At 57.7% G+C, this 24,117-nt stretch carries 24 protein-coding genes; 9 read left to right on the top strand and 15 right to left on the bottom strand.

The window, feature by feature from the left end; translation table 11 throughout:
- Positions 1-102 precede the first annotated feature (102 nt).
- From pckA to OKC31_RS08580, 4 genes are all read right to left on the bottom strand, one after another.
- Positions 103-1,728 (bottom strand): phosphoenolpyruvate carboxykinase (ATP), encoded by a 1,626-nt coding sequence (pckA, locus tag OKC31_RS08595; RefSeq protein WP_005340139.1) that lies wholly within the window; start codon positions 1,726-1,728, stop codon positions 103-105.
- Positions 1,729-1,877: 149 nt separating this feature from the next.
- Positions 1,878-2,762, bottom strand: a complete 885-nt coding sequence (gene hslO, locus OKC31_RS08590; protein ID WP_019445177.1) for an Hsp33 family molecular chaperone HslO — start codon at positions 2,760-2,762, stop codon at positions 1,878-1,880.
- Positions 2,763-2,839: 77 nt separating this feature from the next.
- A complete protein-coding gene (gene hslR / locus OKC31_RS08585) occupies positions 2,840-3,238 on the bottom strand; it encodes a ribosome-associated heat shock protein Hsp15 (RefSeq protein ID WP_005340141.1) in 399 nt (132 codons plus the stop codon).
- A 255-nt stretch (positions 3,239-3,493) separates the two neighbouring features.
- Entirely contained in the window at positions 3,494-3,874 is a 381-nt protein-coding gene (locus OKC31_RS08580) for a hypothetical protein (RefSeq protein WP_247823564.1), read from the bottom strand.
- Positions 3,875-4,059: 185 nt separating this feature from the next.
- On the opposite strand from OKC31_RS08580, the gene OKC31_RS08575 reads away from it, so the two are divergent.
- Together OKC31_RS08575 and ydiK are read left to right on the top strand one after the other, a co-directional pair.
- Positions 4,060-5,448 carry a bifunctional NUDIX hydrolase/phosphatase PAP2 family protein gene (locus OKC31_RS08575; protein WP_270656767.1) on the top strand — a complete coding sequence of 463 codons (1,389 nt, stop codon included), beginning with the start codon at positions 4,060-4,062 and terminating at the stop codon, positions 5,446-5,448.
- A complete protein-coding gene (ydiK, locus tag OKC31_RS08570) occupies positions 5,445-6,530 on the top strand; it encodes an AI-2E family transporter YdiK (RefSeq protein ID WP_247823562.1) in 1,086 nt (361 codons plus the stop codon). The genes OKC31_RS08575 and ydiK overlap by 4 nt, the downstream gene beginning before the upstream one ends.
- A gap of 305 nt (positions 6,531-6,835) precedes the next feature.
- On the opposite strand, the gene OKC31_RS08565 is transcribed toward ydiK, so the two are convergent.
- A complete protein-coding gene (locus OKC31_RS08565; protein WP_247823561.1) occupies positions 6,836-8,224 on the bottom strand; it encodes a hypothetical protein in 1,389 nt (462 codons plus the stop codon).
- A gap of 584 nt (positions 8,225-8,808) precedes the next feature.
- Between OKC31_RS08565 and dhaR the strand changes: the two genes are divergently transcribed.
- A complete protein-coding gene (gene dhaR, locus OKC31_RS08560; protein ID WP_247823560.1) occupies positions 8,809-10,710 on the top strand; it encodes a dihydroxyacetone kinase operon transcriptional regulator DhaR in 1,902 nt (633 codons plus the stop codon).
- Between the two features lie 94 nt (positions 10,711-10,804).
- On the opposite strand, the gene OKC31_RS08555 is transcribed toward dhaR, so the two are convergent.
- The 8 genes from OKC31_RS08555 to OKC31_RS08520 all read right to left on the bottom strand — a co-directional run bounded on the left by OKC31_RS08555 (position 10,805) and on the right by OKC31_RS08520 (position 18,488).
- Entirely contained in the window at positions 10,805-11,887 is a 1,083-nt protein-coding gene (locus OKC31_RS08555; RefSeq protein WP_247823559.1) for a glycerol dehydrogenase, read from the bottom strand.
- A gap of 131 nt (positions 11,888-12,018) precedes the next feature.
- On the bottom strand, positions 12,019-12,735 hold the full coding sequence (dhaM, locus tag OKC31_RS08550) for a dihydroxyacetone kinase phosphoryl donor subunit DhaM (protein ID WP_100652608.1): 717 nt from the start codon (positions 12,733-12,735) through the stop codon (positions 12,019-12,021).
- Between the two features lies 1 nt (position 12,736).
- Positions 12,737-13,366, bottom strand: coding sequence for a dihydroxyacetone kinase subunit DhaL (gene dhaL / locus OKC31_RS08545; RefSeq protein WP_075116115.1), 630 nt, complete (start codon positions 13,364-13,366; stop codon positions 12,737-12,739).
- Between the two features lie 9 nt (positions 13,367-13,375).
- Positions 13,376-14,446, bottom strand: a complete 1,071-nt coding sequence (gene dhaK, locus OKC31_RS08540; RefSeq protein WP_005340163.1) for a dihydroxyacetone kinase subunit DhaK — start codon at positions 14,444-14,446, stop codon at positions 13,376-13,378.
- A gap of 238 nt (positions 14,447-14,684) precedes the next feature.
- Positions 14,685-16,043 (bottom strand): NCS2 family permease, encoded by a 1,359-nt coding sequence (locus OKC31_RS08535; protein WP_069529272.1) that lies wholly within the window; start codon positions 16,041-16,043, stop codon positions 14,685-14,687.
- Positions 16,044-16,347: 304 nt separating this feature from the next.
- Entirely contained in the window at positions 16,348-16,560 is a 213-nt protein-coding gene (gene cspE / locus OKC31_RS08530; protein ID WP_005316548.1) for a transcription antiterminator/RNA stability regulator CspE, read from the bottom strand.
- A 594-nt stretch (positions 16,561-17,154) separates the two neighbouring features.
- Positions 17,155-17,439 carry a DUF3811 domain-containing protein gene (gene yjbD, locus OKC31_RS08525; RefSeq protein WP_005340165.1) on the bottom strand — a complete coding sequence of 95 codons (285 nt, stop codon included), beginning with the start codon at positions 17,437-17,439 and terminating at the stop codon, positions 17,155-17,157.
- A gap of 146 nt (positions 17,440-17,585) precedes the next feature.
- Positions 17,586-18,488, bottom strand: coding sequence for a cation diffusion facilitator family transporter (locus OKC31_RS08520; RefSeq protein WP_247823558.1), 903 nt, complete (start codon positions 18,486-18,488; stop codon positions 17,586-17,588).
- A gap of 461 nt (positions 18,489-18,949) precedes the next feature.
- On the opposite strand from OKC31_RS08520, the gene OKC31_RS08515 reads away from it, so the two are divergent.
- Positions 18,950-19,075 carry a hypothetical protein gene (locus OKC31_RS08515; protein ID WP_019445191.1) on the top strand — a complete coding sequence of 42 codons (126 nt, stop codon included), beginning with the start codon at positions 18,950-18,952 and terminating at the stop codon, positions 19,073-19,075.
- A gap of 72 nt (positions 19,076-19,147) precedes the next feature.
- On the opposite strand, the gene OKC31_RS08510 is transcribed toward OKC31_RS08515, so the two are convergent.
- Both OKC31_RS08510 and OKC31_RS08505 read right to left on the bottom strand, forming a co-directional pair.
- The gene (locus OKC31_RS08510; protein ID WP_247824146.1) at positions 19,148-19,891 is read right to left on the bottom strand and encodes a substrate-binding periplasmic protein; all 744 of its coding nucleotides are present in this window, start codon (positions 19,889-19,891) and stop codon (positions 19,148-19,150) included.
- A 149-nt stretch (positions 19,892-20,040) separates the two neighbouring features.
- The gene (locus OKC31_RS08505; RefSeq protein WP_005340181.1) at positions 20,041-20,628 is read right to left on the bottom strand and encodes a single-stranded DNA-binding protein; all 588 of its coding nucleotides are present in this window, start codon (positions 20,626-20,628) and stop codon (positions 20,041-20,043) included.
- A gap of 426 nt (positions 20,629-21,054) precedes the next feature.
- Between OKC31_RS08505 and OKC31_RS08500 the strand changes: the two genes are divergently transcribed.
- The 5 genes from OKC31_RS08500 (at position 21,055) to OKC31_RS08480 (ending at position 24,114) form a co-directional block, all read left to right on the top strand.
- Entirely contained in the window at positions 21,055-21,702 is a 648-nt protein-coding gene (locus OKC31_RS08500) for a LuxR C-terminal-related transcriptional regulator (RefSeq protein ID WP_042080923.1), read from the top strand.
- Entirely contained in the window at positions 21,702-22,145 is a 444-nt protein-coding gene (locus OKC31_RS08495) for a curli production assembly/transport protein CsgE (protein WP_247823557.1), read from the top strand. Before OKC31_RS08500 ends, OKC31_RS08495 begins: the two co-directional genes overlap by 1 nt.
- Before the next feature lie 11 nt (positions 22,146-22,156).
- Positions 22,157-22,558 (top strand): curli assembly protein CsgF, encoded by a 402-nt coding sequence (locus OKC31_RS08490; protein WP_019445195.1) that lies wholly within the window; start codon positions 22,157-22,159, stop codon positions 22,556-22,558.
- 7 nt (positions 22,559-22,565) lie between these two features.
- Entirely contained in the window at positions 22,566-23,405 is an 840-nt protein-coding gene (locus OKC31_RS08485; RefSeq protein WP_005355003.1) for a CsgG/HfaB family protein, read from the top strand.
- A 187-nt stretch (positions 23,406-23,592) separates the two neighbouring features.
- Complete coding sequence (locus tag OKC31_RS08480; RefSeq protein WP_111901629.1) at positions 23,593-24,114, top strand: curlin; 522 nt, start codon at positions 23,593-23,595, stop codon at positions 24,112-24,114.
- The last annotated feature ends 3 nt before the right edge of the window (positions 24,115-24,117 follow it).

Raw genomic sequence — 24,117 nt, 5'->3', positions numbered from 1 at the left:
CCCCTTTAACGGGAGCGATGGCGGCGTTCGGGGCTCCACACAAACAAAAATGCCGGTCAGCGTGGCTGACCGGCATGATGTCACTGATACGAAGCGAGCCTGTTACAGCTGCGGGCCTGCCGCAACCAGACGTTTGCCTTCATCGTTATCGGTGAAGCGCTCGAAGTTCTTGATGAAACGCCCTGCCAGATCGACGGCTTTGGCATCCCACTCGGCCTTGTCGGCGTAAGTGTCGCGAGGGTCGAGGATCGCCGGGTTCACATCGTGCAGCGCGGTCGGGATCTCCAGATTGAAGATCGGCAGCACCTTGGTCTCGGCCTTCTCGATGGAGCCATCCAGGATGGCGTCGATGATGGCGCGGGTATCCTTGATGGAGATGCGCTTGCCGGTGCCGTTCCAGCCGGTGTTGACCAGATAGGCTTCTGCACCTGCCGCTTCCATCCGTTTCACCAGCTCCTGGCCGTACTTGGTCGGGTGCAGGGAGAGGAAGGCTGCGCCGAAGCAGGAAGAGAAGGTCGGAGTCGGCTCTGTGATGCCGCGCTCGGTACCGGCCAGTTTGGCGGTGAAGCCAGACAGGAAGTGGTACTTGGTCTGCTCCTTGGTCAGTTTGGAGACCGGAGGCAGCACGCCGAAAGCGTCGGCAGTCAGGAAGATCACCTTGGTGGCGTGACCTGCCTTGGAGACCGGCTTGACGATGTTGTCGATATGATAGATGGGGTAGGAGACGCGGGTGTTCTCGGTCTTGGAGCCATCATCGAAGTCGATGGTGCCATCGGCAGCAACGGTCACGTTCTCCAGCAGCGCATCGCGACGGATGGCGTGGTAGATGTCCGGCTCGGCCTCTTCGGAGAGCTTGATGGTCTTGGCGTAGCAGCCCCCTTCGAAGTTGAACACGCCGTGGTCATCCCAGCCGTGCTCGTCATCGCCGATCAGCTGACGCTTGGGATCGGTGGAGAGGGTGGTCTTGCCGGTGCCGGAGAGGCCGAAGAAGATGGCAACGTCGCCGTCCTGACCCACGTTGGCGGAGCAGTGCATGGAGGCAATGCCGCGCAGGGGCAGGAAGTAGTTCATCATGGAGAACATGCCCTTCTTCATCTCGCCACCGTACCAGGTGCCACCGATGAGCTGCATCTTCTCGGTCATGTTGAAGGCAACAAAGTTCTCGGAGTTGAGACCCTGCTCCTTCCAGTTCGGGTTGGTGCACTTGGCACCGTTCATCACCACGAAGTCAGGCTTGAAGGTTTTCAGCTCTTCATCGCTCGGGCGGATGAACATGTTTTTCACGAAGTGTGCCTGCCAGGCCACCTCGGTGATGATGCGCACGGCCAGGCGGGTATCCGGGTTGGCACCGCAGAAACCGTCGACCACAAACAGGCGCTTGCCGGAGAGCTGTTTGGTGACCAGCCCTTTCAGATGTGACCACACTTCCGGGGTAATGGCTTTGTTATCGTTTTTACCCTGGTCAGACCACCACACAGTATCCTGGGTAGTGGCATCTTTGACGATATATTTATCTTTCGGGGAGCGACCGGTGAAGATACCGGTGTTTACGTTGACGGCGCCCAGCTCGGTCACCACACCGCGCTCGAACCCTTCCAGGTCAGGGCGTGTCTCTTCCGCGAAAAGCTGCTCGTAAGAGGGGTTGCGAACGATTTCTTGGCTGTTTTTGATGCCGTACTGGTCCAGTCCTAATTGTTGGGCCAGGGTGGGTTCTGCCACGATTGTCATTGTATTCTCCTGGGTTCAGAGGTTGGTAGGGTTCTATCTGACGGTCATCCTATCACTTAGGTGGTAGAGTTTAGCGATCGCCATCAAACTTTATAAAATAGGGTATTTTTTTGTTATTAAAGTTAAAGGCGGGTTTTGCCCGCCTTTAATTAGTGTAACTGGTTTGCATCATTGCCGGGAGCCCTGCTGAACAGGGTTTCGACATCGATCCCATTAAATTGGTACTGGGCGCCGCAATAATCACAGTGCATGTCGATCTTGCCGAGCTCCTGCACCATCTCCATGACCTCTTCCTTTTCTATCTGCAGCAGAGCCCCTTCACAGCGCTCGCGGGAGCAAGTGCAGCGGAACTCGACCGCCTGCGGATCGAACACCCGCACCTTGTCCTGATGGTAGAGACGGTAGAGGATCTCTTCTGCCTGCAGGCCGAACAGCTCTTCATCCTTGATGGTGCTGGTGAGCTGGGTCAGGTGATCGAAGTCGTTGCTGTGATCCTCGCTCTGGGCGGGCAACTCTTGCAGCATGATGCCGGCAGCGCGCGGTTCGCCTTCATGGTAGCCGGTGCGGATCCACAGCTTGGTGGCCAGCTGTTCGGAGCGGGCGAAGTAGTGCTCCAGGCAGCCTGCCAGAGTATCGGCGTCCAGCGCGATGATGCCCTGATAGCGCTCGCCCTGCTCCGGGGTGATGGTGATGATCAGCTGGCCGTTGCCAATCAGGCTCTGCAGCTTGCCATCGCTCGGCAGCTCGCCTTCATAGCGGGCCACGCCGCGCAGCTGCTGGTTGTTGTCACCGTTGATCACGGCCAGACGCACCGGGCCATCGCCCTGCAGTTGCACTGTGATGGAGCCTTCAAACTTGAGGGTGGCGGTCAGCAGGCTGGTGGCGACCAGCAGCTCGCCCAGCAGTTTTTGCACCTGCACCGGGTAGTTCTGGGCTTCCACTACGTGGCGGTAGGTGTGATCCAGCTGGACCAGCTCGCCACGCACTTCGTACTCTTCAAACAGATAGCGATACAGCAGATCTTGGTTGCTCATCATGTATTCCTGGCTTTTCGGTGAGGTAAATCGGGCGGGCTGGGGTTGATGCCAGCCCGGTATCAAATCGGGGTCGGTCAGTACTGTTTGACCTTGAGCAACTGGCGTCGCTCCTGCTTGTCGGGGCGGCGCTCGGGGCTGGGGGCAAACTGGCTGTTGAAGCGGCGTGCCTCGCTGTTCTCGGCCCGTTTTTTCAGGCTCTCGGCGGTCTCTTCATAGAGCTGCTGGGCCAGCGGAGCCGATTTGCGCTGCTCGCTCAAGGCTAGCACCCGCACTTCGCGTTCGTCCTGCCCCTGCCAGAAGCGGATCAATGCACCCACTTCCACCTGTTTACCCGGTTTGCTGCGCTGACCATTGTAGTGCACCTTGCCCCCGTCTATCTGATCCCGCGCAATGGAGCGGGTCTTGTAGAAACGGGCCGCCCACAGCCACTTGTCGAGACGAACCTCGAGGGCACTTTCTGCATGATTGGGCATGAACAGGCTCCATAACGGGGAAAAGAGGTGGTCGATTATACCAGAGCACGGGGTCGGGATAGAAACCGGGCAGCCGCCGCGCGGGGCGCAAACCATGTCAAGGTGATGCAACATATGGGCAGTTTGCTGATTCACAAGGGAAAGCCACTGCTTTATCGGGTATTCATGGGGCAGGGAGGGGCCTTCATACCGCGCATATAACACTGCCGCCCCGGTTGGGGGCGGCAGCGTTCACATCCGTTGACCACTGCTTAGTCAGAAGTGATCGTGCTGATCCGGCTTCTTCTGGTCGTGGGGGCCTTCGCTGTGGGCGATGGCGGTGCGGATGAGATCAACCCCGGCGCGGATAATCAGCACCCCCATGTTGACCAGCTTGACGCAGACCCACATGAAGGTGGTGAGCAGGATCAGCTTGAGCACGGTCTGGAACGCTTCCAGGAAATTCTGCTCCAGCTGGGCGGTCAGGCCGTTGGCGCTGGTCATCAGCCAGGTGTAGACCTCGCGCACGAACGGGATGCGGCTTGGCATCTCCAGTACATCCAGTGCGGCAGGAAGCGCCTGGAAGATGACGATGCTGCCGAACAGGATCAAAATGACACCGATGGCGATGCCGAGGAAAAAGCCGAACTGTCTCATGGAGGGCTCCAGCGTTTGCTGCATGAAATTGAAGATAGCCGCCAATAGTAGGGAGTGCCCTGCTTCATCGCAATCTTCCGTGCACCGCCAGCGCGGCGGGAATGGCGGCGATCCGGCCGCTACCGTTGCCCAACTATCTGATTTCTGGGAGGCTTGTCGCCATTGTGCATAGGGAAAGCAAATTGATGTCGAGAACCCTCTTTTTACTCTTGCTGGCGCTGTTTGCCGCTCTGCCAGCCCTGAGTGCCGAACCGGCTGGCCCAACGGCAGCCGCCTGCGCCATCCGCCATCAGGATCAACTGTTGCTGGTGCAGGATCGCATCTCCTCCCGCTACAGCCTGAGCGGTGGCTATATAGATGGCGGCGAGAGCCCGCAGCAGGCGGCGCTGCGCGAACTCTATGAAGAGACCGGCTTGCGGGGGGAGGTGGTGCAGGAGTTGGGCCGCTGGCAGCGGGCGCTTATCTTCGCCTGCCGCACGCTGGAACCGATTGTCGCGCAGCAAAATTCCGATTTTGTCTCGCTGCTGAAGGCCCCCAATCTGGGGGGAGAGATCCTTAACGCCCGGCTGATCGCCATTGACCAGCTCCCCCGCGAGCAGCGCCGCTTCCCGGATCAGCTCGACTGGCTGCAATCCCGGCTTGATCAGGTGCCCGAGAGCGAGGTGCACTGGCAGGCCGATTTTGTGGCGCAGGGCAATGCGCTGCATCAGGCCGAGATCCCGCTGATGCTGCACCTGCAACAGTGGTTGGGGCCCGATGTCTGGTGGCTGTCGGTCAGCAATCTGTTTGGTTCAGGCGGCTTTCAGCTTGCCCTGATACCTTTGCTGCTTCCGCTGCTGGGGTGGTCGCGGCTGCGCCAGTTGCTGTTCGCCATGCTCTGGCTTGGCTTGCTGGTGCAGGCGAGCAAGGAGGGGATCGGCTGGCCGCGCCCCTTCCATCTGCAACCTGAACTGGCGGCCCAGAGCGCGCAAGGCTTTGGCATGCCGAGCGGCCATACCGCTTCGGCCCTGCTGTTCTGGGGGGCACTGCTTGGCTGGCTCTGGCCTGCCCGGCGCGGGCTGGCTTATTCGCTGGCCTTGCTGCTGGCGCTGACCACAGGTCTGGCGCGGGTCTGGCTCGGGGTGCACTTTATCTCCGATGTGGCGGTTGGCCTGCTGATAGGCACCTTGCTGCTGGCCGCCCGCCCCTGCTGGCGTGCCGACAGGCAGTCGGCAGCTTGGCTGCTGCTGATTGCATCTGCGCTGGCGCTCGGGGGGCTGACCCAATCGGCCCATCAGGCCGGGATCAGCATGGCAGCGCTCGGGCTCTGGGTTGGCGGTTTGCGCTCCCTGATCCGCGGCGGTTATCCCTCCATTGTGACCGGCGTGGTCACCCTGGCGGGGGGCGCGGTGATAGGGGCAGGACTCTGGGCGCTACCGCTGCTGACCAGCAGTTCGCTGGCCATCCTGCTCGGTCAGTTTGCGCTCTTTTTCGGGCTGGGGCTCTGGTTGAGCGCTGGTCTCTGGTGGATACTCTCTTTCTTGAAATGCGACACACGACCCAAGGGCAACGGCTCTGACAAGGGAACTCTATGAATGTGAAAAAAGTGGATTTGGCCAAGATAACCCTGGGGGTGCTGTTTCTCAGCATCCTGATTATCTCCTGTTTCTTGGTGTTGCAGCCCTTCCTGCCTGCGCTGGTGTGGGCCACCATGATCACCATCGCCACCTGGCCGCTGATGCTGATGGTGCAGCGCCTGTTGTGGGGCAAGCGCACCCTGGCGGCCCTCTTTATGACGCTGGTGCTGCTGCTGATGTTTGTCATCCCGCTCTTTATGACACTGGCCAATGTGGCGGAGAAGGCGCCCATGCTGATCGAGCTGGGCACCCATATCAGCCAGTCACCGCCGCCGGAGCTGCTCTGGCTGCAACAGATCCCGCTGGTGGGCGACAAGCTCTATGACTTCTGGCAGCAAATTCTGGCGAGCGGTGGTCAGGTGCTGTTTGCCAAGCTGGCCCCCTATTTCGGTCAGACCGCCCGCTGGCTCGCCTCTCAGGCCGGTAATCTTGGCTTGCTGTTCGTTCACTTCCTGCTGACGGTCGGTATCTGCGGTGTGCTCTATCACTCAGGTGAAGTGGTGGCGACCGGTATTCGCCGCTTTGCTCACCGGCTGGCGGGTCAGCGTGGTGACAATGCCACCGTGCTCGCTTCACAGGCGATCCGTGCCGTGGCGATGGGGGTGGTGGTGACCGCGCTGGTGCAATCCTCGGTGGCCGGTGTCGGCCTGCTGATTGCCGGTATCCCCTACGCCATGGTGCTGGTGGTGGTGATGTTCCTGCTGATCGTCGCCCAGATCGGCCCCTTCCCGGTGCTGCTGGCCTGTATCGGCTACCTCTACTGGAGCGGTGACACCACCTGGGGCACCTTCCTGCTGGTGTGGTCACTGATTGCGGGCACCATGGACAACTTCCTGCGCCCCTTCCTGATCAAGCGTGGCGCCGACCTGCCGCTCATCCTCATTCTGGTGGGGGTAATAGGTGGCTTGCTGACCATGGGGATCATTGGCCTCTTTATCGGCCCGGTGGTGCTGGCGGTGGGCTACACCCTGCTGGATGCCTGGATCAAGGAGGATGACCAACCGGCGACCGCTGTGGTTGAACCGCCCAAGGCCGAGTGACAACAAGACGATTCAGCCATTGATCGCTGATGCAAAGAGCCGCCCATAAGGGCGGCTCTTTTATTTGTGGTGATTGTGATTATGGCGATCGTGTTGGATTGGCAGATCCGCGCCAACCTGCACATCCCACATATTACCGTCTCATGTAGGTTCGATTAGCGAAGCGTAATCGGACGATCGAGATGCCGCTGTCCCGGTTGTATCCATGGGGCAGCGGCATCTGGCAGAGGGGAAATATTGATGGCTGTGATAGTGGGGGAATCAATTTACGCGAACGTCCGATTACGCCTTACGGCTAATCGAACCTACGGGCTCGATGTAAATTGTTGAATGCTTCCACAGTCTTTGCAATTTACTTCTAAAACATTATTAACCATTTGAATAGCCATATGTGTAGATTTACAGTGAGAACAGCATAACTCATTATCTTGGTCAATCTCACTTTCACTGAAGTATCTTGGATGAAGTTCTTGTTCCCAATGCTTTCCTGGTGATTTATGGAAACCTGCATCTTCATCTTGAAGAATAAAATCATAAAAAACATGGCTTATATATGATCTAGGTACTCTTTTGTCACGATTATATTTATAGGTATTCCATCCTTCATTTATTGCTCGCTCACCTAGTGACAATATTTTGTTAGGGATGGTGTTTGCTGCTTGCTTTTTATTGGTGGCAAATCCTTTTGAATAGTATATATGGGCATTCTCGACAGATTTTTTCACAAAATAATAAATCTCACTAACTGAAAATTCATGTAGTAGTTGATTGACAACTTCCCTTGTTTTATTTTCTGCGGAAAAGGCTATGTTTAGTTCGTCGGCTCTTACATATACATATTTAAGAACTTCTTCTCTTGCAATTTTGAATAATATTTTTAATGCTTCATTTTCCCATTGAGGTTGCATTCCATTTTTTAACTCTTTATAGATTTTATTGTAAACTTCATTCAGCCCCGCTCTATCAGTACCATCAATAGCTATATTTGGAATCCATCTGGATTTATTTACGTAGACAGATTTGAATCCTTCATCCTCAACAAATGCATCTATCCTTGATTCTGGATCAACAACTACTGCACCACAACTCAAGAGCTCTTTTAAACATTCAATATTCATCTGTACGGTAGGAGATAAAGCCTCAGTCCTAAATGGGTCATCAAGGGACAATATATATTCAAACTCTTCATCGGTTTGCATTCTGAAAAGTGTTAACAAGATTAACTTATGAAAAAAATTCAACTCGGAGTAATCTATTGGCTTTCTATGACTAAGGTCATATATTGCTCTAATTACCGTTCTTTTTTCCTTTTCTGCATCAAGCTTCTGCTGCTCCCTTATGCTTACGCAGTTTTTACAATCACATTTTTGTTGTCGGTGATATCCACGCTCCGCAGATAATACTTGGTGTCCGCAATCAAAACATTCAATAAGAGGGATATTCCAGCTGCTAGTACTTTTGCTCTTACGTTTGGTAAACATAGGTGCATTACAATATGGGCACAACGTATCATCTAGTTTTTTAGGTGGAAGTACCTTTATCAGTTTGTTAGGATTTATATTTATTTTATAGTCCTCAATCAACACAGAGTTTTTTTCACCATCTAAATACCTTTGGTAAAGCTCCTCTATTTCATCTAAGGATAGGTGTTTTATCGCGTTTGCAATATTAATTTTGAGGACTTCTTCACTCATGATTTAAATCTAATTTTTACTAGAACCCAATGGTGATTTGGTGACGGCTGTACTCATACACTAATAGCGCATTACATGTTGAGCTAGTCCATCATCATCACCACCTAGAAAGTTTACTTAAAACTAAACCGCTAGCCTACATCTGATATTTAACGCATTCACTTAACATCCTATTTAATATATCTCTTGCTATTGATAAAAATACACTTAAGGGGCTGCAATAGAAAGTGCCACTAAGCCTCAGCCTTGTAAACGGGCCAAGAGTGTGAACGAGGCCACGTCTTGAATGTTATTTATGGTCAATAAACCGGCAGTATATGATGTGGATTGAGGGGAATTGAGCTTAGAGAAATAACCCGGGGCGTGGCAACGCCCCGGGTTATCAGTGGGTAGATGAGGGTCAGGCTGGCTGGTGCAGGGTGATGCAGTGAATGCCACCGCCACAGGCGGCATTCTCGCCAAGCTCAGGGGTGAATCCGACCAAGAGCAGGACGGGCTTGCCACCCTCTGAGGCAGGTCACTGAATCGGGGGCGCTGGCGTGGTTAAATGGTCGGCTTACATCTTGCCGGATATTGCTGTGACCATGCCATCTGACCTTCAGCCGCTGCTCGCCTGGCCCGACTATTTGCAGGCATCTTGGCTGCGCTGCGCTCACCAGACCAGTGCCACCCTCTGGCATCCGCCCCACAGCGCCAAGGGGCAGACCTTGCAGAGCCTGCGCCAGCGCAAGCGCGACCTGCTCACCACCGGCGAGATGGCCCTCGAAGATCTCTACGAATTTATGGAGGGGCGCCCCTGCGCCCTGCTGCTCACCGACGAGAGCGGCTGCCTTCTGGCCCAAACCGGCCACCCCGACACCCAGCGTGAGCTGGCGGCGCTGGGGTTTGGCCCCGGTGCCTTCTTCAGCGAGGGACGCATCGGCACCAATGCCATCAATCTGTCGGCGCTGGAGGGAGTACCGCTCTGCGTCAGCGGTGCCCAGCACTTCAACCAGACCCTCCACCCATGGCACAGCTGCGCCAGCCCGGTCTACAACAGCAATGGCCGTCAGGTCGCCATCATCGCTCTGATCTGCAAGGTGGAGGAGGCGAGCGCGGGCGATCTGGCGCTCACTGTCAGCGCCGGGCGCGAGCTGGCCCATCTGCTGCAGATGGAGACCCTGATGCAGGAGTCCCAGCACCATCTGAGCGAGCTTTACGCCCTGCTCGATGGCATGGATGACGGTGTGCTGGCCTGGGACCCGCAGGGGCGGCTGCGCTACCTCAACGCGCTGGCGGCCAACCGGCTGCGGCTCGATCCGGCGCTCTGTCTCGGCCAGCCGCTGGAGCAGCACCTGTTGTTGCCGCAGCGGTTGCAGCTCGCCATCAGGGGGCAGACGCCGCTGAGTCATGTGGAGGTGACGCTGGAGCGGCTCGGCGCGCAGGAGGGGGAGTTTATCAATGCGCTGGTGAGCCTCAAGCCGCTGCCGGGGCCGGAGGGGGTCAGCTTTATCGCCCTGCTGCACCCGGTCGATCGGCTGCGGGCCATTCACCAGTTGCGCCAGACGGTGCCCGAGTTGTCGGCGCTGGTGGGGGAGTCGAGCGCCATGCGCAAGCTGCTGCGCTACGCCCGGCAGGCGGCCCAGAGTCAGGGGCCGATCCTGCTGCGCGGCGAGGAGGAGGTGGGCAAGGCCCAGCTGGCGGAGGCGATCCACTTTGGCAGTGAGCGGGCCGCCGGGCCGCTTATTACCCTCAACTGCAAGGCGCTGCCGAGCGAGCGGATGGCGCTGGAGCTGATGGGTTCCGACGAGGCGGGGCAGGAGCGGGCGGGCAAGTTCGAGCTGGCCCACGGCGGCACGCTCGTGCTGGAGCAGGTGGAGTGCCTCTCTGCCCCCATGCAGGCGGCGCTGCTGCAATTGCTCAAGACCGGCCGCATCCAGCGCTTCGATTCGGCCCGTATCCTGCCGCTCAAGGTGCGGATCATCGCCACCAGCAGCGCTCCGCTGGAGCAGCTGGTGCAGGAGGGGCTGTTTGGCCGCCAGCTGCTCTATGCCTTGCAGGCGTGCGAGCTCTGGCTGCCGGGGCTGCGGGAGCGCGCGGCGGATTTGCCGGGCCTGATCAGCCAGCAGCTGGCGGCGCAGGGGCGCGAACCGGTGCGCCAGTTCAGTCCGGCGGCCCTCGATTGTCTGCTTGCCTATCCCTGGCCCGGCAATCTGGGGGAGCTGCGCAGCGCGGTGGAGCATGCGCTGCTCCACGCCGGTCAGGGGTTGATTCCGCCCGAGGCGCTGCCCGCTGCCATTCGGCACGGCTATCAGCGGGTGGCCGACGAGGTGGTGGGGCAACCGCTGCTCACGCTGGCGGAGCTGGAGCGCCAAGCCATTTTGCGCTGCGCTCACGCCTGCAAGGGGCAGGTGAGCCAGATGGCTCAGCATCTTGGCATCAGCCGCACCACCCTGTGGCGGCGACTCAAGCTGCTCGAGATCGATCCCGCCGACTATCACGGCTGACGTTTATTGAGGTCGTTGCCAATCGGCCCGCAGAAAATGAAAAGGCCCCGCAGTTGCGGGGCCTTGTTATATGGCAGAGTCAGTCGTGGCGTGGTTACAGCCCCAGCTGGTGGGCGGTGACGATGGCCGCCAGCACATCCTCGGCAGTGACCTTGAACGGCATGTTGTGGATGGTTTCGCCCTCGGCAGTGGAGGCTTTGGCTACCTCCATCAGGCGCGCCATATCCAGCTCCTTGACCCCCATCATATGCAGGTTGGTCGGCAGGCCTACCGAGCGGCAGAAGGCCAGTACGGTTTCGATCTCCGCCATCGGCGCATTCTCCAGCACCAGCTGCACCAGGGTACCGAACGCCACTTTTTCACCGTGATAGAGGTGGTGGCACTCGGCCAGCTGGGTCAGACCGTTGTGGATGGCGTGGGCGGCGGCCAGCCCGCTGCTCTCGAAGCCGATACCGCTCAGGTAGGTGTTGGCCTCGATGATGTTCTCCACCGCCTTGGTGCAGAGCCCCTGTTCCACCGCCAGCTTGGCTTTGTAGCCATCGGCCAGCAGGGTCTTGTAGCAGAGCTCGGCGATGGCCTGCGCCGCCAGCGTAGAGGCGCCACCGGCCATGGTCTGGCAACCGGAAACCTTGTTGGCGCGCGCCTCGAAGTAGGTGGAGAGCGCATCCCCCATGCCGGAGACCAGCAGCCGTACCGGGGCGCGGGAGACCACGCCGGTATCCATGATGACCATGTTGGGGTTGGTCGGGATCATCAGGTATTCGCTGAACTGCCCTTCCGGGGTGTAGATGACCGCCAGCGCACTGGTGGGGGCATCGGTAGAGGCGATGGTGGGCACTATGACCACCGGCACCTTCTGGTAGAAGGCGACCGATTTGGCGGTATCCAGCGTCTTGCCGCCGCCGATACCGATGATGACGTCAAACGCGGTCTGCTTGCAGCGGGCCAGCAGGCGGTCGATCTCGGGGCGGGAGCACTCGCCGTTGAAGCAATCGAACTCGGGCTTGATACCGGCACCGTGGAAGCTGGTGGCCACGGTATCGCCGACCAGCTTGGTGACGAAGGCGTCGGCAAGGATCAGCGGCTTGCTGCCGAGTTCCTTGACGTAGTTGCCGATATTGGCGAGGGCCCCGTTGCCTTGCACGTATTTGCTGGGGCTGATGATAATGCGGTCCATATTTTATCCCTCTCTCTTTACTAATTAAGAATCGGGGCGAAGGGGCGGCTGTGCCGGGACTCCTTCGTCTTGAATGAAGCTGCACAGGCTCAGCGAGCGAGTGCAGCCCCTTGAAACAGTGGTGTGCGGCGTCAGTCGCCGAAGCGCTCGGAGGCCAGCTGCTGGAAGCAGGTCAGTGCGGCGGTGGCATCCTCGCCGCGCGCCAGCAGGGTGAGCTGGTCGCCCTGACGCACGTTGAGCATGGCGAGCCGGGTCAGGCTGCGGGGATTGGCCTCTTTGTCCCCCTTTTGCAACTTGAGTTCGGCGGCAAATGGCTTGAGGGCGGCCACCAGCCGAGCGGCGGGGCGTACATGCAGGCCGTGGGGGTTATCCACCACCACCTCACAGCGCAGCCAGCCGTCGTCGGCAACGGTGGCTGTCTCGGTGGTTGCCTGCGCCACGCTGGCTGGCAGCATCGCCTGTTTCGGGCCCAGCGCGCCGAGCGCCTCGGCGGCTACCTCATCCAGCGTCAGGCCGGAACCGGCCGCCACCACGGCGGCCAGAGTACCTTCGACCAGCGGGGCGGGGCAGAGCCGCACCCGTGCGCTCAGCTCCGGGGGCAGCAGTTCGAGGGCGGTTTCGGCGCTCAAGAGGGCGCTGCCCAAGTCCATCAGCACCAGCACGCCGCTGCCGTTGTCCGCTTCTTCAATCGCACTCATCACCGCGATGGCATCGGTGCCGATGGGGTGGTCGGGGTCATCGACCCCAGCAGCCAGCAGCAATCGGGCCGGGCTGCCGAGCTGGTCGGCCAGCGCTTTCAAGCCGGCCGCCAGCATGGCGCTGTGAGAGACAACTACGATTCCGATCATGTCACAACCTCGCTCTGTCACGCAGGGCAGTCAGCAGCAGCAGGGTCGAGGTGGCCCCGGCATCCTGATGGCCGATGCTGCGCTCGCCAAGATAGCTGGCGCGCCCCTTGCGAGCCTGCATCTGGATGGTGGCCTCGGTACCGGCTGCGGCGGCTGCCACCGCCTTGTCCAGCGCTTCGCTGATCGACAACTCTTGCTGCTGCGCCTGTTGCAGGGCGGCCAGTGCCGGCCACCAGGCGTCGCACATGGTCTTGTCGCCCGGCTCGGCGCGGCCGCGAGAGACGATCCCCTCGACCCCGTCGCTCAGCATTTTGCACAGCTGGCTGAGGCTCAGGCTCTGGCAGGCATCGGTGCTGGCCGCCGCCCGGATAAAGAAGGTGCCGTAGAGCGGGCCGCTGGCACCGCCTACCGAGGAGAGCAAGGTCATACCGGTGGTTTTCAGCACCTGACCGATATCCTTGTCCGCCACCGCAGGCAGTTTCTCGGCCACTTTGGCAAAGCCGCGTTGCATGTTGAGGCCGTGGTCGCCGTCGCCGATATCGGTATCCAGCGCTGTGAGGTAGTCGCGCTGCTCGGTGAAGATATGTTCGCAGTCGAGCAGCCAGTTGACGATGTGATGCTTGCTTAACATGGGTTCTCCTTAGCAGCCGCGACGCAGGGCGGGGGTGTGAACGGGGGCATCCCACAGGGTCATCAGCTCATCATCCACCTTGAGCAATGTGATGGAGATGCCGGTCATGTCGAGGGAGGTGCAGTAGGGGCCAATCAGGTTGCGCACCAGATGGATGCCCGCCTCCTCGCACAGGGTCGCGAGGCGACCATAGACGCCATAGAGCTCGGAGATGGGGGTGCCGCCGAGGCTGTTAACCAGCGCGATAACCCGATCGCCCTTGTTGAGCGGCTCGATAAAGGTGTGCTCTTCCTGCCAGCTGCCGCTGGTGCGATCCCAGTGGCGCAGGGTGCGGCCATAGGGGGTATTGTCCGCCAGCTCGCTGAACATGTCGTCCACCAGGGTATTGAGGTCGGTGAAGGGGCGACGCTCGATGCCCGGTTCGCCGTGAATGCCCACGCCGAACTCCAGCTCGTTGTCCGCCAGAGTGAAGGAGGGCTTGCCAGCGGCCGGCACGGTGCAGGCATGCATGGCCACGCCTATGGTGCGGCTCTGGTTGTTGATGCGGCGGGCCAGCGCCTCGCAGCGCGCCAGATCGTAGCCCGCTTCGGCGGCGGCACCCACCAGCTTCTCGCACAGCACGGTCGTAGCAACGCCACGGCGACCGGCGGTGTAGAGGCTGTCTTTGACCGCGACATCGTCATCGATGAGGGCGAAACCCACCTTGACGCCGTCGCCGTGCAGCAGCTCGACCGCGGTCTCGAAGTTGAGTACGTCGCCGGTGTAGTTCTTCACCAGAAACAGCACGCCCGCGCCGCCATCAACGGCCTGACCGCACTCGTACATCTGATCCGGGGTCGGGGAGGTAAAGATCTCGCCGGGGCAGGCGCCATCCAGCATCCCCTTGCCCACCAGACCGCCGTGCATCGGCTCGTGGCCGCTGCCACCGCCGGAGACCAGCGCCACCTTGCCCATCACGGGGGAGTCGGCGCGAGTGATGTAGTGGGGTTCGATACGTACCTTGAGCTCGGGGTGGGCGGCTGCCATCCCCATCAGTTGTTCACGGACCACGGCATCGACGGCATTGATCAGTTTCTTCATGGCTCACTCCTTGGCTTGCCACCGCTCGGGTGGGCAAATGGTTGATGGAGCCAGTCTAACGACAGAAAGAGGGATAAAAATGACGGGCGATTTGGTTCGGATTTGAAACAGCAGAAGGGGGATGGATGTTTCAATCTGAAACGGCGTAGGGCTAGCGGGCGGGAAACTGTTAGCGGCCTCACAGCTATGAAAAAGGGCCCCGCAGGGCCCTTCGCTATAACCGGAATATACGGGCAGGTTAGATGGCCCAGCCACCGGCATAGAAGATCACCAGTGCCAGGGCGATGATGACGGTACCGACGTTCAGCTTCTTCCACTCGGCAGCGAAGATGCGGCCAACGACCAGCGCCACGAAGCCCAGCATGATGCCGGTCACGATGTTGCAGGTGAGCACGATGAAGACGGCGCACAGCATGCCGGAGAGGGCATCGACCGAGTCGCTGAAGTCCAGCTTGGTGACGTTGCCCAGCATCAGCAGACCGACGTACATCAGGGCTGGTGCGGTGGCGTAAGCCGGTACCAGATAGCTCAGCGGGGAGAGGAATATCATCAGCAGGAACAGCACGCCGACCAGCGCAGCGGTCAGACCGGTCTTGCCACCTGCTGCGGTGCCTGCTGCAGATTCGATGTAGACGGCCGCCGGAGCACCACCTACGGCGCCTGCCACCATGCTGCTGACGGAGTCGGCAGTCAGGGCCTTGCCGCCGCTGATGATGTGGCCACGTTCGTTGATGAGGCCAGCCTGACCGGCCACGGCACGGATGGTACCGGTGGCGTCAAACACGGCGGTCATCACCAGCGCCAGTACGGTCGGAATGACTACCGGATTGAGGGCGCCCAGCAGATCCATGCTGCCTACCAGAGAGCCCTTCTCGCCAGTCAGGCTCGGCATGGCGAAGAAGCCCTGCCAGGTCACTTTCGGGTCGAAGATAAGGCCGAGGATGGAGATGGCGATAATCACCATCAGGATGCCGCCCGGCACCTTGCGACGCTCCAGACCGAAGATGGCGGCCAGACCCAGCACCGTCATGATGACCGGGAAGGAGGTCACTTCACCCAGCTGAACCGGCAGACCGGCCCCTTCGTTCTTGATCACCATGCCAACGCCGTTGGTGGCGATCAGCAGCAGGAACAGACCGATACCGATGCCGGTGCCGTGAGCGATGCCGGAGGGGAGGTTATCCAGGATCCACTGGCGCACGCCGGTGACGCTGATCAGGGTAAACAGCACACCCATCAGGAAGATGGCGCCCAGAGCGACCGGAATACTCAGCCCCTGACCCAGTACCAGACTGAAGGCGGTAAAGGCGGTGAGGGAAATCGCGCAACCGATAGCCATCGGCAGCTTGGCCCACAGACCCATCAGCAGGGAGCCGAAGGCGGCGATCAAACAGGTGGCCACAAACACCGGGCCCTGCTCAAAGCCAGCTGCGCCCAGCATGTTCGGCACCACTATGATGCTGTAGACCATCGCCAGGAAGGTGGTCAGCCCCGCGACCAGCTCCTGACGCACGCTGCTGCCGCGCGCAGAAATGGAAAAATAAGAGTCCAGAAAGCCGCCTGTCCCTGTTTGGGCGGCCATATCTTGCTTTGCCATAACTAATCCTGAAAGTGTGAAGGAAATCGTTTGCGTTGGTGGCGCGCAAAATAGCAAGAATTCGCGGCAAATACAGCGGATAACCTGACTTTTTCGTCACTATTTTACATTTTGAGTCCATTCGGAGCTCATTCTAAGACTCAAGCGGTGAGAGCGTGTAAGGGAGGGATCAAGCGGTCGGGCGAGGGGAGATCTGTGAGGAAAAAGCGGGAAAAACAAAAAACCCGCCGAAGCGGGTTTTTTTAAATTCTTGCAGAGCTGTCAGCGGTTGGCATGAGCCATCAGCAGTATGCTCCGGTTTGAATTACAGACCAACTACGTTGGCAGCAGCCGGGCCTTTCTGGCCTTGCTCGATGGTGAACTCAACGCGCTGACCTTCGTCCAGGGTTTTGAAGCTGGTGGACTGGATAGCGGAGAAGTGTACGAACACGTCTTTGCTGCCGTCAGCCGGGGAGATGAAACCAAAACCTTTCTCAGCGTTGAAGAACTTAACGGTACCAGTCATTTTGTTAGACATAATAATTTCCTTAAATAGTGTTGAATGCCACCTAAATGGCAATTTTTGATTTTTCGTCAGCAATACGTATGGGGAGCACTAAAGAAGGAGAATTATTTGATAAGAATTATCCGAGGATAACGCTTATGCTAATCACTGCTTTACTAAAATGACTGCCTAACATAATCAGGTCTGAACTGCCGAACCATCGAGAAAGATTAAAACACGCTCTCATTTTTAAAGCAAACTTTATCTCGATATTAATGTTTTGTAACAGCCAAAAATATCATTTTTTATAGTAAACATGATGCATTTCAACGGCATAGAAAAATCAGTGCAGACTCATACCACCCTGTAGCAAACCAGATTCGGCTTTTTTGTCCTGACTATGTAGCCAGTTCTGGCAAAAAATATGAGAAAAAATGAAAAGCTGGCGATCGTTGGGGATTGTCAGTTGGTGTTCTCTCTAACTCACAATGTAAATCACTTCTTTGCTGCTGCGATTAGCTTCTGGGCTGCAAATCAATGGCGGCGCCAAATTTGGCTCATCGAGCATTGCCCAGACATGCAAAGGCCCGCAGGCACAAGTGCCAGCGGGCGTTTTGCAATAAGGGATCAGCGCTTGCTGCGAAACTTGTTGCTGACCGAATCAATCCAGCTGAAGGTTTCCGGCAGTACCTGGTTCTTGGCGCGCTCTTTGGCTTTCTCGCGAGCCAGCTTGGAGGCTGCCTTGGCCGCTTCGGCGCGGTCGGCCACAATTTTCAGGCGACCCTCTTCGCGGATCTTGTTCCGCTCTCCGTTGGTCAGCTGGTGGTCTGCATTGGCTTGTGCCTTTTGCAATAACAAGGCTATCTCGGCTTTTTCGGCCTCGGTCAGATCTTTCATTTCCAGCTTTTTCACGGCGCGCTCCTGCGGCAGGGTGGTTAGACACCCTAACACAGTTGTGCCGATCACTTCTTATGCAATCGGCTTTCCGGCAGTAAAAATGCGGGTTTGTGCCAACTTTCTGTTATTTCGCTGCCACTTTCCCGCCTGTTTGCCACATTTCAGTTTATGGCGAGCGGTGAGGACATCTCTTGCTCCTCCGGCTCGACGTGGATCAGCACGATGGCGTGGGGCAACTGCGCCATGATGGCGTGTTCGATGCGATCACAGATATCGTGGGCTTCGCCGATGCTCATCTCAGGGGGCAGGGTGAGATGAAAGTCGATATGGCGGCGACGACCGGCACGACGGCTGCGCAGATCGTGGAAACCGCTGGCGGCAGGGCAGCATTCGGTGATGATGCGGCTGGTCATCGCCAGCTCTTCCGGGCTCATGCTCTGGTCGATCAGCGGCTGGAAGGCCTCGTTGAGCATGCTGATGGCCTCTCTGACAATAAAGATGGCGACCGCAATGGCGACCAGCGGGTCGAGGATGGCGAGTGAATGGTCGAACAGACCGGCCAGCCAGATCCCGCCAAGACCGACGGCGACCCCGGCTGAAGTGAGCACATCCGCCTTGAGATGAAGCGCATCGGCAGCCAGCGCGACCGACTCCTCCTCTCGGGCCACCTTATAGAGGTAGGCTGAGACGCCGCTGTTGACCAGCGCCGAGATCACCATCACCAGCACGCCCCAGCCAATGCTTTCAATCGGGCTGGGGGTGATCAGCTTGTCGACGGCTTCGAAGATGATCCAGCCCGCGGCCAGCAAGATAAGCAGTGCTTCGATGACGCCGGAGACATTTTCAATCTTGTCGTGACCATAGGGGTGGCGTTCATCGGGCGGGAGATCGGACTTTTTCACCGCGAACAGGGCGATCAGGGCCGCCACCAGATCCATGGCGGAGTGGATCGCCTCCGAGATGATACTGACCGAGCCGCTGGCGAAACCGGCCACCATTTTCATGATGATCAGACTGATATTGGAGCAGACCGACACCATGGCGGCTCTGGTTTTTCTGTTCATGTCACAGCTTCCTGAATAAAAACGGATATTTCGGTGCGGCGCGCATTATATCCGTCTGACCGGAAATAACCTATTCGGTGTTGTAACCTGATGTTTCCGGTGATATTGCGAATGCTTATTAAAATGGTGGCCTCTTGCGCGGCAATAAATAATGAGAGGGATTTATATTTATCCGTGAAAATATCTAGCCTACGATGGCTTAATATAAGCGTGACAACATTTAATAATGCGAATTACTCTTTTTTGGTCTTTCCTGTCGAGGTCGTTTGGCCTCCCCGCTCAGGGGGCGGAGCACAGCATTTTTTGGACGAGAATGAGGCTGGATCCGGATGCCGCTGGAGGGTATGCTGGGTCTGGTGATGGTCTTGCACCATCCTACCAAGCGTACTGAAGTTGATGATTCGGATGGCATGCTGGCTCCCATGAGGAACCAACTGTCTGGGTAACATTTTTGGAGTTTGATGATGAGTAACAAAGAACATCACAACGGCAAAGATGCCAAGAAAAAACCGCAGATGTCACTGAAAGAGAAACGCGAAGCCAAACGTCAGAAAGCAGAACTGAAAAACGGCAGCGCAATGAAGTAACGCTCCCCTACTGCTGTTCCTTCGGAGCCAGTACAAAGCCAGCCCTTACCGGCTGGCTTTTATGTTTGTGGCTCACGGCGTGGCGCCGTAAGCCGCGAAAATCTGGTGATAACGACCATCCTGACGCATCGCCTCAAGGCGCTTATCAAACAGATTGCGGGCATCGGCCGTTCGGAAGGCAAAGTGATAGACGGTGGGCGGGAAGAGGTCTGCTTGCCTGACCTGATTGCGCTCGTAGTGCTCACCTGCCTGGGCGGTGGCAATCAGCTGGTCGAGGTAGTAGTAGAACACCCGCTCCTCCAGTACGACTGCATCGACCCTGCCGCGCATCAGCTGATGTACCTGCACCTGCTGCTTGGCTACCTCCTCATAGTGGGGATTCTGGTTGGCCATGGTGGCGAACGCGCCCCCCAGAATGATCCTTGCCCGTTGAAAGGCGGTGACCCGTTTTGAATGCAGGTCGTCCAGAGTGCTGATGTGGGTGCTGCGCAGGGTGAAGATCCGGTTATGGAAGGTGATAACGGGCTGGGTCAGAACGTGAGGATCAACCATACCGGGTCTGACGTTGATGATGGCATCCAGCTTTCCTGACTCGAACAGGCGGAAGGTGCGCTCCAGCGGCAGAAATTCAAAGCTGGGCTCATAGCCGCTGCCAGCAAACGCCTCTTTCAGCAGATCCAGCTCGATGCCACGCTGATTACTTTCGATGACATAAGGGGGGATGGCAAAGCTGACCCCGACCTTGAGTGGCGTTGCCAGCAACTGGCCGGAGATCAAGCTGGTCAGCATTAGCAATAAAGGGGTGAGCAGTTTCATTGCACTTTTCACAAAGCGCTCCTGTGGAGGATATCCATCACTGTAGGGGAGGCAACCATAAAGCGTTATATCCCTTTCGGGCTGAGAGGTTCAGCCTGAGTGCATAAAAAAAGACCCTGAGTTATCAGGGCCTTTTCAATATTCTGTTCTTAGAACGGGATATCGTCGTCGAAATCCATCGGCGGCTCGTTATATACCGGCGGCGCAGATTGCGGCTGCTGGGCAGGACGGCCATAACCGCCTTGCGGCTGCATGTTCTGCTGCGGAGCCGGTGCCGGGCGCTGCTGATTCATCGGCTGCTGGGCAGGCATGCTCTGCTGCGGCTGACCCCAGTTACCCTGGGATTGGCCACCCATGTTCTGGCCCATGCCCTGACCGCCTTGCGGACGGCCACCCAGCATCTGCATCACACCAGTGAAGCTGTCGACCAGCACTTCAGTGGTGTAGCGCTCCTGGCCGCTCTGATCCTGCCATTTGCGGGTCTGCAGTTTGCCTTCCACATAGACCTGGGAGCCCTTCTTCAGGTACTCGCCAGCCACTTCGGCCAGCTTGCCCATGAAGACAACGCGGTGCCATTCGGTACGCTCTTTCTGCTCACCGGTCTGCTTGTCGCGCCAGGTTTCAGAGGTAGCCAGAGTAATGTTGGTCACAGCACCGCCACTCGGCATGTAGCGTACTTCCGGGTCTTGCCCGAGGTTACCGATCAGAATGACTTTATTGATGCCTCGACTGGCCATAATCTCTCTTCCACCTTATTTACCGGCCAGGTCGAAACCTGGTCCAACACGACTAGATACCTGATTAGTTGCTGTGTGCGGGGCGCAATGTCCCGCAGACGCATGTGACGGTCATAGTAACAGTTGCGAAGCGGATTGGCAGCATCCTTAACCGGCTTGATGCGCCAAAGGCAACTGTTGGCTCCTGCTGTAGTGATGGTCGGGTTACAGCTGTTTCCGGCGCGTCCGGCATCACATTTCTGCCATATATTCCTGTTATGCTGGCCGATTGGCGAATTGGAATAGGTTTTTAAATCGACTAAAAACATATGGTTACGATATTTATGAGATCCATTCTCATACTTTTTTAATATTGTGCTCCCATACCTCCTTGGTAGACTCAGTCGGCCAGATTAGGTGGTTTACAGGTTCAAGGAAGAGCACACAATGAAAGCCGCATGCCCGATCGCACTGGTCACTGAAAATAATGTGCAGGCCAGCACATTTGCTGCATACCTCATCTCTCATTTGAGCCGCCCCGTCCAGCTAATCCACGAGATTAATCAGCTAGATAACCAGTGTGACGGCACGCTGTTTCTCATCGATCTCGACTATATCCGCTCTGGCCAGTCACTGGGCTGGAACCGGGCGATCTCCGAACGCTTTGGCATGGCGACCACTGTGCTGCTCAATGCTCCCACTGCGACGGATCGCGACCTGCTGCTGATGTGGCCGCAGATCTGCGGTCTGTTTTTCCGTCAGGATCCGCTCGACAGACTGGTTGCCGGGTTGCAGAAAATCCTGTTGGGCGAGTACTGGATGCCGCGTCACCTGCTGTGCGAGCTGGTCGAATACTATCGCCAGGGCAATAGCTACCTGCTGCGTAACGACACTCTGCTGACAGCCAGAGAGCAGGAGATCATCCGTTATCTGATGACGGGCGCCTCCAATGTCGAGATCGCCGACAGCCTGTTTGTCAGCGAGCATACCGTCAAATCCCACCTCTATAACGTCTTTAAAAAGCTGAATGTGAAGAACCGGATCCAGGCGGTGAGCTGGGCCAAAGAGTATCTCGATGCTCCGGACTCTCACTGATGAAAGCGCTCTCTGTGGCGTGTTGCCTCGCGCTGCTCTGGGGCTGCACGACTGTTGTGGCTGCCGAGGCTGATACACCGCTGGAGTCGGTGCAGCCGGAGCAGGAGAGTGATCGGCTGGATTTGGATGGTCTGGTGCTGGATCGCACTTTTACCCGTTTCGGTCAGGGCTTTTATAACGAATTTACCCGGTTGCGCAGCGATGAAGACCCGGATGCCAGAGAAAATCTGACGATTCATGAGCGCCCGACAGCCCGCTGGGGCAGCCTGATCTGGATCACTCATAACCGGAAGGTGATTTTTAAAACCGCGCTCTCTCCCGGCCGCAATCAGCAGGAGCAGAGCGCCAAACTGGCTTGGTCACAGGTCAGGCAGACCCTCGAACAGCAGAAGATCGCGACCCTGTTCATGGATACCTTCGATTTGGAACATGATGAACTATAAGGATATTTCTCATGCGTGCCCGGTTATGGCTAGTTGCTGCACTGATAGCGCCAACGCTCCATGCGTCGGAGCTTGTCTATCGCCCCGTCAACCCCAGCTTTGGGGGTAACCCTCTCAACAGCAGTCATCTGCTTGGCACCGCCAATGCGCAGAATGATTACAAGGATCCCGCCAGTGGCAGCGGTAGCAGCGGCACCTCGGCGCTGGATCGCTTGACCTCCAACCTGCAATCCCGCCTGATCAGCCAGCTGCTGGCCGATATCGGCAAGGATGGCAGCCAGAGCGGCAGTCTGGTGACCGATGATTTTGCCATCAATGTGGTGGATGAAGATGGCACTCTGGTGGTTTCAATCACCGACCGGGTGACCAACCAGACCACCATGATCGAAGTGAATGGTCTGATTGCTGACTGAGGGCGCGATGAAACGACAACTGTTATTGATAGTGCCCCTGCTTGCGCTGGCTGGCTGTGCGACCCATATCGGCTCACCCGTTGCCGATGAGAAGGCAACCCTGATGCCGCGATCCGTCTCTTACAAGGAGCTGATCAGTCTGCCCAAGCCAAAAGGGAAAATTGTCGCGGCCGTCTACGATTTTCGCGATCAGACCGGTCAGTACCTGCCTGCACCGGCGTCCAACTTCTCCACGGCGGTCACCCAGGGTGGGGTGGCCATGCTGAGCACGGCCTTGTGGGATTCCCAATGGTTTGTGCCACTGGAGCGAGAGGGGCTGCAGAACCTGCTGACCGAACGCAAGATTGTACGGGCGGCCCAGAACAAGCCCAATGTTCCCGGCAACAATGCCAATCAATTGCCCTCGCTGGTCGCCGCCAACATCCTGATCGAGGGGGGGATAGTCGCCTATGACAGCAATGTGCGAACCGGCGGGGCGGGGGCCAAGTATTTTGGCATCGGCGCCAGCGGGGAGTATCGGGTCGATCAGGTGACGGTCAATCTGCGAGCCGTCGATATCCGTTCAGGCCGGATCCTGAACAGTGTCACCACTTCCAAGACCGTATTGTCGCAACAGGTGCAGGCAGGGGTATTCCGTTTCGTCGAGTACAAGCGCCTGCTGGAGGCCGAGGCCGGTTTCAGCACCAATGAACCGGTACAGATGTGTGTCATGTCGGCTATCGAGTCCGGGGTGATCCGGTTGATTGCCAATGGTGTGCGGGACAATCTGTGGCAACTGGCCGACCAGCGGGATATCGACAATCCGATCCTGCAGGAGTACCTGCAAGACAATGCCCCGCTGCTTTGAGTTTTCCCGCTCGTGCAATGCCCTCCCTGGTGGAGGGCATTTTTTTTGGCCTCCATCGAATACGAATTAAGACTTTCTGCTCAGCGACAGGGCGGCGCTTTTCATCCTCGAATCAGCGGAGTGCCTGATAGGCCGCCTCTGGTCTGACAGGGATACTGTGGGCGTTTTCCAACAAGGCGATGGCGCGATGAAACACCTGTTGAGTGCTCTCTTTTTTCTGCTGATATCGGGCGCCCCGCAACTCGCCGCAGAGCCTGCCGTCTTCGACGAGCTGGCGATGGCAAGCGAGCTGGATTCCGGTCTGCAGAACGATGGGAATCAGGCGCTGTTGTGGCAACTCGGTAGCGAGCAGCAACTGCATCTCACCCAGCAAGGGGAGCTGAATCAGGCGCGTCTGCTGCAACAGGGTTGGGCCAATGAGTTGGCGCTCTCCCAGGTGGGAGATGAGAACTGGGTCAATGGTGCGCAACTGGGCGAGGGCAATAGCGCCGAGCTCTATCAGGCGGGCATCAATAACCGGATTTGGCTGCTGCAACAAGGCAGCGGCAATGAAGCCTGGATCAGTCAGCAAGGGGCAGATAATCAGGCCCGGGCGATCCAGCTGGGTGATGGCAATCAGGCCAGCATCGAGCAAAACGGGTATGGATTGGCGGCAACCGTTATTCAGACGGGAGCCAATCAGCAAGTAAATGTCGTTCAAACCAACTGAGCC

Origin of the sequence: Aeromonas sp. Y293-4 (genome assembly GCF_027705905.1) — a bacterium.
GTDB classification, from domain to species: domain Bacteria; phylum Pseudomonadota; class Gammaproteobacteria; order Enterobacterales; family Aeromonadaceae; genus Aeromonas; species Aeromonas veronii.
Note: the sequence above shows the minus strand (reverse complement) of the source record. Positions and strands in the feature narration are given on the sequence as shown.